4 protein-coding genes are annotated in these 7,700 nt (G+C 66.5%); 2 read left to right on the top strand and 2 right to left on the bottom strand.

Annotated features, from left to right (window positions below; all coding sequences use genetic code 11):
• Positions 1 to 403 precede the first annotated feature (403 nt).
• Entirely contained in the window at positions 404 to 2,206 is a 1,803-nt protein-coding gene (locus E6J58_18290; protein TMB34698.1) for an amidase, read from the top strand.
• A gap of 16 nt (positions 2,207 to 2,222) precedes the next feature.
• Here the strand turns inward: E6J58_18290 and E6J58_18285 are convergent, their stop codons facing one another.
• Positions 2,223 to 3,368, bottom strand: coding sequence for an SRPBCC family protein (locus E6J58_18285; GenBank protein ID TMB34697.1), 1,146 nt, complete (start codon positions 3,366 to 3,368; stop codon positions 2,223 to 2,225).
• 76 nt (positions 3,369 to 3,444) lie between these two features.
• Positions 3,445 to 5,355 (bottom strand): hypothetical protein, encoded by a 1,911-nt coding sequence (locus E6J58_18280; GenBank protein TMB34696.1) that lies wholly within the window; start codon positions 5,353 to 5,355, stop codon positions 3,445 to 3,447.
• Between the two features lie 179 nt (positions 5,356 to 5,534).
• On the opposite strand from E6J58_18280, the gene E6J58_18275 reads away from it, so the two are divergent.
• Entirely contained in the window at positions 5,535 to 7,673 is a 2,139-nt protein-coding gene (locus E6J58_18275) for a hypothetical protein (GenBank protein TMB34695.1), read from the top strand.
• The last annotated feature ends 27 nt before the right edge of the window (positions 7,674 to 7,700 follow it).

Genomic DNA, 7,700 nt, shown 5'->3' with positions numbered 1-7,700 from the left:
CGTACCGTAGTGGTGCCACCCGTCGGATTCGCCAGCGTGCCCGTGTACTCACCAATGCAGACAACGCGTTTCGCGTTCGGTTCATGAGATGAGTCCTCCGGGAGATCGCTCGACAGGGCGTCAGAGCGCCTTCGGCAACTTCGATTTTTTTGGGTCCCCGCCCCCAGGTGGCGGCGTACGCTAGGGTTTCGCCGGAAGTACGGTCAACGTGCGTTTACGTCGTTTCGGCGCCCGCGGCGGTTTGACCAGCCCCACCCGACCATCCTACGTTCGTCGGATCGGGCGGGGCTCGCATGCGTTCTGCCAGTGAAGGCGCGAGGCGCTCAGTACAAGTGAACATTGGGACGCGCAGTTGCTGAGGTCCTCGCCGCTGACGAGGTAGACGCGGCCGCAGGAGGATCCCATGAGGCTGCGCGGCTCGCTTTTCCTCACGGTTCTGGCGCTCGTTTTTCCCGCCATCGCGGACGATCACCATCGCGATCGTCTTCAGGTAGTCGAAGCCACCATCGCCGACATCCAACACCAGTTCCGGTCGGGGGATCTGACGCCCGAGGATCTCGTGAAGATGTACGTGGCGCGGATCGCGGCCTACGATCAGCCAGGTCCACAGGCGAAGATCCCCCAGACGCTGAACAGCTTCATGCACGTCAACGAGAACGCCGTCGCCGACGCGCGCGCCCTGAAGCTCGACGACTTCGATGGCGAAGACTCCGAGGATGAAGACGGGCCGCGCAAGCCGTTGTTCGGCATCCCGGTCATCCTCAAGGACAACATCGATACCGCCGACCTTCCGACCACGGCTGGTTCGGTTGCGCTCGGGGGATCGTTCCCGCAACACGATGCCTTCATCACCGCGAAGCTGCGCCGCGCCGGGGCCATCATCATCGGGAAGGCGACGCTCACCGAGTTCGCCAACTTCCTCAGCTCCACCGGCATGCCGACCGGCTACAGCTCGCAGCTCCGCTTCCAGCTCATCCAGGTTGGCGGCAATCCGGCGCTGCTCGGATATGGCTTCAACCCGTACGATCCCCGCCCCGATCCGAGGGCCGGAATCAACGACGGCCGGCCGGCGCTGCAGACGGGCGGCTCCAGTTCCGGCCCGGGCATCGCCGTGTCCGCGAACCTCGCCACCGTCGGCGTCGGCACCGAAACTTCAGGATCGATCTTGAGCCCGGCGACCCAGAACCTCGTGGTGGGCATCAAGCCTACGGTCGGGCTCGTGAGCCGGAGCGGGATCGTGCCGATCACCGCCGATCAGGACACGGCCGGACCGCTGGCGCGCACGGTCACCGACGCGGCCAGGCTGCTCGGCGTACTGGCCGGCTTCGATCCGGCGGATCCCGCGACCGCGGCGTGCCTCACCCGCGGCAAGTGCTTCCGCGACTACACGCGATTCCTCAAGAGGCACGCGCTGCGCGGGGCCCGCATCGCCGTCCCGCATTTCGGCTATTGGACCGCCGCCACCGGTTCGAACCCTCACGTCCAAAGCGTCGTGCTCAGCCTCGAGCAGCAGAAGGTCATGAACGACGCCATCGCCGTCTTGCGAAAGGAGGGGGCGATCGTGGAGGACTTCCACGAGATCCCCGACCAGGACGATCTGATCGATTTCCCCGGCTGCCCATCGTCCTTGCCGGCTTGCTCAACGGTGTTGCTCTTTGGGTTCAAGCGCGATCTGAACGCATACCTGGCGAACCTGCCTCCCGGTTTTCCCGTGCGCACGCTCGCGGACGTGATCGCCTTCAACAGCGCTCACGCCGACGTGGCGCTCAAGTATGGCCAGGGGCTTGCACTTGCCGCGCAGAAGCTCGACACGATCCCGGGCAGCGCCGACACCGACAAGTACCAGCAAGACCGGTTGAAGGATCTCGACATCGCAAGAACCCGCGGGCTCGACGTCGTGTACAAGGATTTCGACGCGATCCTCTTCCCCGCCAATCGCGGCGCCAACATCGCCGCCCGCGCCGGCTATCCCAGCATCGCGGTGCCGGGTGGGTTCGTGCCCAATCCGGCCGTGCCGCCGCCTCCCTTCACGGTGACGCCCTTCCCTGCCGGCTTCGACGCCAAGGATGCCCCTTACGCGGTGACCTTCTCCGGGCCGGCGTTCAGCGAACCCAACCTGATCGGCTACGCCTACGCGTTCGAGCAGGCCACGCACCACCGGGTTTCGCCGCAGAGCACGCCGCCGTTGTCAGCGACACGGCGCTGAACGGTCAGGTCGGTTCTCAGGACAGCCGGTCTCGCGCTGCGCGTTCCTCGTCCCCGCTCGGCTTGCCACGCTCGAGAAGCGACTTGAGCCGGAGCAGATCATCGTCGAGCTGCTGCTTCGGATCGGCGCCGAGCAGCGCCGCCACCGCGTGGCCAACGGCGCCGAGCGGCGGATTGTACGAGAGCCTCACGTCGACGCGCGTGCCGCCGTCCACGGGGACGAACCGCACCGTCCCAAAGCTCTCGACCGGCGCGGTCTCGACCGTGGCCCAGGACAACAGCCGCCCCGGCTCGGCGCGGGTCACTTCCGCGTCCCATTCCACCTCGACGCCGGCTGGACCCGCGACGCGCCAGTGCCATTGCCCCTCGCCTGTGACGCGAACGTCGCGGACGTGCTCCATGAAGCGCGGGAAATTCTCCGCCGCCATGAAGAACCCGTACAGCTCCTCGGGCGCAGCGGCGATGACGACGCTCTTCTGAACGTCGATTCCGCGCCGCCCGGCGCGCACGCCGATCAGCCGGCGCACCGGCAGATTCGTGGCGCTGCGCGCGAGCAGGAGGACGCCGCAGCCGGCGATGACGGAACCTGGCAAATCCCGGCGTGCCGCTCCCAGACCGATCAATCCGGCGCTCGCCGCCCCCATCAACACCCGGATGCCCGGCGCCCAGTTTTCTTGAAGCAGCTCGGGCCTCGGCAGGGGATGTCTCGTGCCACCCTGCAGCGCCGGAACGTCGTCCGGCTGCTTGTGCAGCTCGAGCTCTTCGGTGAGCGCCATGACGCCTCCGACGCAGGCTGCCGCCTCGACGATCTGGTTGTATTCCGACGCCAATACCGGCCCGCGGAGCACGACGCACCCGCCGGCCGCGGACACCTCGAGGGCGCCTGGATGCGAGCACACGCGCCCGAGGCGAGACCGGACGCGCTCGACGAGCACGGCGTCGTCGACCGGCCCCTCGGGAGCAAAGATGGCGTGCCAAAGTCCACGCGAGCGGTTCCTCAAGTCGCGCGACGACTTGCCAGCTGCATCGGCCGCCTTGTGCGCTGCATGGACGGACTTCTGCACGACCTCGGCTCGTCGCCGCGCGCCTGCGCGTGGGTCGAGAAAGCGCGCCGCCGCCACACCGAGGACGAATCCGCCCACTCCTGTCGTCAGCGTCTTCATGGGTGACCTCCAGCGATTCGCGGGGAACCTGAACACTCCCCGACCACCTCGCCAGAGATCCGCTCGCTGTGCCAGCCTATTCGTTCAGGTGGGCGTAGCGCCCGACGCCGGGATTCCGCAGGCCGCCGCCGTACGTGTACGAATCGAACGTGAGCGTGAGCGAACCCAGCGGGAACAACGCCGACACGGCAGCGCTCGCCGCCGATGTCCACGTGACCTTGTCCGGCGAGGTTTCCCAGACTACGAAGCCGCCCGACTCGCGGATCCGCCACCACTTGTGCGCGACCGACGAGTAGGTGAGCGTCCGCAGCAGCGACTCGGCGCCGTTCACGAAGGTGAACGCGTAGAGGTTGCCGCACTCGAACCAGAACCCGAGGCTGTTGCCGGCGTCGTACCTGAGCTGGAACCGGTTGTTGACGCCGCACCTTCCGGAAACCACCTGGGGGACCTGCACGGTGGCCACCGAGCCGGTCAGCGCGTACTTCGCGTTGCTGTCCACCCTGATCAGCACGTTGTCGGTGCGCGCCCTGGGCGCGAGGTTCAGCGTGCCGGCGCTCTCGCTAGCGGTCCCGTTCACGGCAGCGGTGACCGTCCATTTCGTGGGGTCGATCGCAGTCCCCCCGAACGAATCGACCAGCGTGGCCACCGGCGGCGTCACGCCGGGCGGCGCCGTGATGGTGATCGACAGACTCGTCGAATGCGAGGGCGCGCCGCCCGGATACTGCCCGCTCACCGTGAAGGTCCCCGAGACGCCGGTGCCCGCCGGATCGGTGGTCAACGTGAGCGTCGAGCTTCCGCCCGCGATCACGGTCGGCGGATTGAAGGACGCGCCCGTCACGCCGGGAGGAAGGCCCACCGTGGAGAGCGAAATCGTCTGCGCAGTGCCCGCTGTGGCGGCGGTCTGGACGTCGTAGGTCGCGCTGGCGCCGGGGGCGACGGTCTGCGACGCCGGGCTCGCGCTCAGAGAGAAATCGTCGCTGACCGGAGGAGCAGCGGTCACGTCGGCGAAGGTGTCGCCGTCCATCATGCCCTTGTGGAAGATGACGGAAGTGTCCGCGATGGACGAATTCCGGTACAGCCCCTGCTTCAGGTAGTCCGCGCCGTCCGAATAGAGCGTGGCGCCGTTGCAGGTGATCGAGGCGCCGGCGGGACACGCGAGCGTCTGGCGCGCCTTCGGACCGCCGTTGTTGCCGACCCACAGTTCGAGGACGCCGTCGCTCCCCTGCGAGAACCTCACGTGGAGAACGAAGTCGTACCAATTGCCGGCCTGCAGCTCCTGGCGCCACAGCTCGCGATCCGACGAGCCGTTGTTGTAGGCGTAGAGGAGGACGATCGCGTAGCTGTTCTGCGAGGACAGGCTGGTCCGCCGCAGGTCGATCCCCAGCGGGTTCACGCCGCTGTCTCCGCTCTGGTGGAACTGCGTGACCACGTTCCATGGGTTGTAATTCGAGTTGGGGATGCCGTTGGGGCAGTTGCTGTCGGTGCCCTTGCAGGTCCAGCGCGCGAACTCCGCGGGAAAGTACGTGCTCCAGGCGAAGTATCGATCGTCGCCGGCCCGGTAGTAGGTCGGCTTGGTGGTGCCGCTGTCCATCGAGTGCACCACCTCGTTGCGTGTCGTCGGCGAGGCGCAACCGCTGGCGCACGGCCAGAGATCGCCGTTGCGCAGCTCGATGCGCATCGCCTTTCCGGTATTTTCCTGTCCCGGGGGTGGGCTGACGATCTGGAACCGCCCGTTCGCCGGCGCGACCGAGAGCGGGGTGTTGGAGTTGCTGGTGGAGCAGCTCCCCGAGCCGTAGTTCACCTGATTTGCCGGATCGTAGAACGGAGCCAGGCAGGGACAGGTGCCGCCCTGCCCGCCGCACTGAATCACTCCCCACTGCTTGAGATCGTCGTTGGCGAAGTCGGCGCTCCAGCGGACGTCGGCACGTGCTGCGCTGACGGCAAGGGCGAGAAACAGCGACACACGGGTGGAAGATGAAATCGGCACCGGGCGCTCCGATCACGGGTGAGCCCGGAACGGTGACGAGAACGCCGGAGTACGGTCAGTGATGCGCGTCACATTCGCCATCAAGTTCTCTCGACCATGACGCAAGCGGCCTTGAAACGCGCCCTCCACGCGGCGCATGTGGCGATGCGCCGTAAGTCGGACATCGAGAGGGGGAAACGATGCGTCGTTTCGTCAAAAAGGCATTGGTCGGCTTGTTGCCGCTCGCACTGGCGGGAGCGGCGGAAGCCCGCATCACGAGGGTCCAGATCAACTCGCGCGCCGTCGCCTTTGGTGGCGCGTCGTTCGGCAGCGTCGGACAGTACGAGACGCTGCGCGGCGTCGTCTTCGGCGAGGTGGATCCGAACGACCCGCTGAACGAGGTCATCACCGACATCAAGCTCGCGCCGCGCAACGCCCGCGGAATGGTCGAGTACAACGTGGATTTCTGGCTGAACAAGCCGGTGGATATGTCGAAGGCGAACGGCACCCTGCTTCACGACGTGCCGAACCGCGGGAACGTCAGGAGCGTGGAGCTGAACGTCGGCGGCTCGGGCGACAGTGGCGTCGGCGACGGTTTCGTGCAGCGGCAGGGATACGTCCTGTCCGACAACGGCTGGGAGGGCGACGTGGCGACCGGCCTGCAAGTCCGCATTCCGGTGGCGAGAAACAGGAACGGAACGGAGATCGTCAACCGCATCCGGGCCGAATACATCCTCAGTGCGCCGGCGAGCACCGTGAACATCACCACTCCGCCCTCGTACGAGGCCGTCAGCACCAGCAACGTCGGTGCGACGCTCACGCGGCGCGTCCATCAGGACGACGCGCGCGAGCCGATTTCAAACCGCGACTGGGCGTTCGCCGACTGCTCGTCAGTTCCGTTTCCGGGCGTGCCGAGCACGATCAAGGTCTGCCTGAGCGGCAACTTCGACACGAACCACATCTACGAGCTGCTCTACGACGCGAAGAACCCTACCGTGCTCGGCCTTGGATTCGCGGCGACGCGCGACTTCATCTCGTTCCTGAGAAACAGCAACGGCGCGAGCACGGGACACTGCGGCAAGGACCACGACGAGGCGCGTGGCAGGGATGACGATGACGACGACGACGGCCTCGAGGGGCGCAACAAGGCCTCCTGTCCCGCTGCTGCGGCGATCCCCGAAAATCCGCTCGGCAACTCCATCAAGAACGCCATCATCTATGGCTCGTCCCAGAGCGGACGCTGGATCCGTACCTTCATCCAGCTGGGATTCAACCAGGATGAGAATCGCAATCTCGTCCTGGAAGGCGCCATCCCCCACAAGTCCTCCAACCGCGGCGCCTTCAACGTGCGCTTCGGCCAACCCGATCGCCTGTCCGGGACGCAGCATACGGAGCGGCAGTACCCCGGCGCGGAGTCGTCACAGACCTGGGGCGTGAGCCACGACAGGATTGCCGGCATCACCGCGGGTCAGCTCGACCGCTGCCGCAGGACGCGCAGCTGCCCGAAGATCTTCCACACGAACACGGATACCGAGTACTGGCAGGCGTTGATGGCGCTCGTCACCACCGATTCGGACAGCACGCACGATCTGAAGATTCCCAAGAACGTCCGGATCTATCTGTATACGGCCACGCGCCACGGCGGCGGCGATGTCACCAGACAACCGCCCACGGTCATCCCCGGTCCGCCAGCAGGCTGCCAGCTGTCCAACAACCCGAACCCCTTCATTCACGGGCAGCGGGCGCTGCTGGTCGCGCTCCGCGAATGGATCGTGAACGGCAGGGAGCCGCCGGCGAGTCTGTACCCGACGCTAAAGTCCGGCACGCTGGTGCCACTCTCCGCCATCCACTATCCGTACATGCCCGCGGTGAACTTCACGCTCCAGGGCGTGACCACGCAGAAGTTCTACCTGGACCGCGGACCGGCGTTCAACGTCGAGGACATCTCGGGCGTGATGGCGGAGCCGCCGATCAGGCGCGGCGCCTATAGCGTGCGCGTGCCGGCGGTGGACACTGACGGTAACACCGTCGGCGGCCTGCCGAGCACCATGCGCTTGGTGCCGGTCGGGACGTATCTGGGCTGGGGCGTAAGGAAAGCCGGGTTCAGCGAGGGCGATTCCTGCGACCTGAACGGCGCGTACATTCCGTTCTTCCGCACCCTCGCCGAGCGGAACGCGGTGCGCGATCCCCGGCCGTCGCTGCAGGAACGGTATCCGACGCATGCGGACTACGTCGCGAAGGTGACTGCAGCGGCAAACGCGCTCGTCGGAGCGCGGCTGCTGTTGCCGGAAGATGCGTCGTTCCTGATCAACCAGGCGAACGCGGCCGCGGTTCCGTAAGGAGTTTCGGGGACACGATACGCAATT

It is taken from the genome of Deltaproteobacteria bacterium (assembly GCA_005879535.1).
In the GTDB taxonomy this organism is placed as follows: domain Bacteria; phylum Myxococcota; class Myxococcia; order Myxococcales; family 40CM-4-68-19; genus 40CM-4-68-19.
Note: the sequence above shows the minus strand (reverse complement) of the source record. Positions and strands in the feature narration are given on the sequence as shown.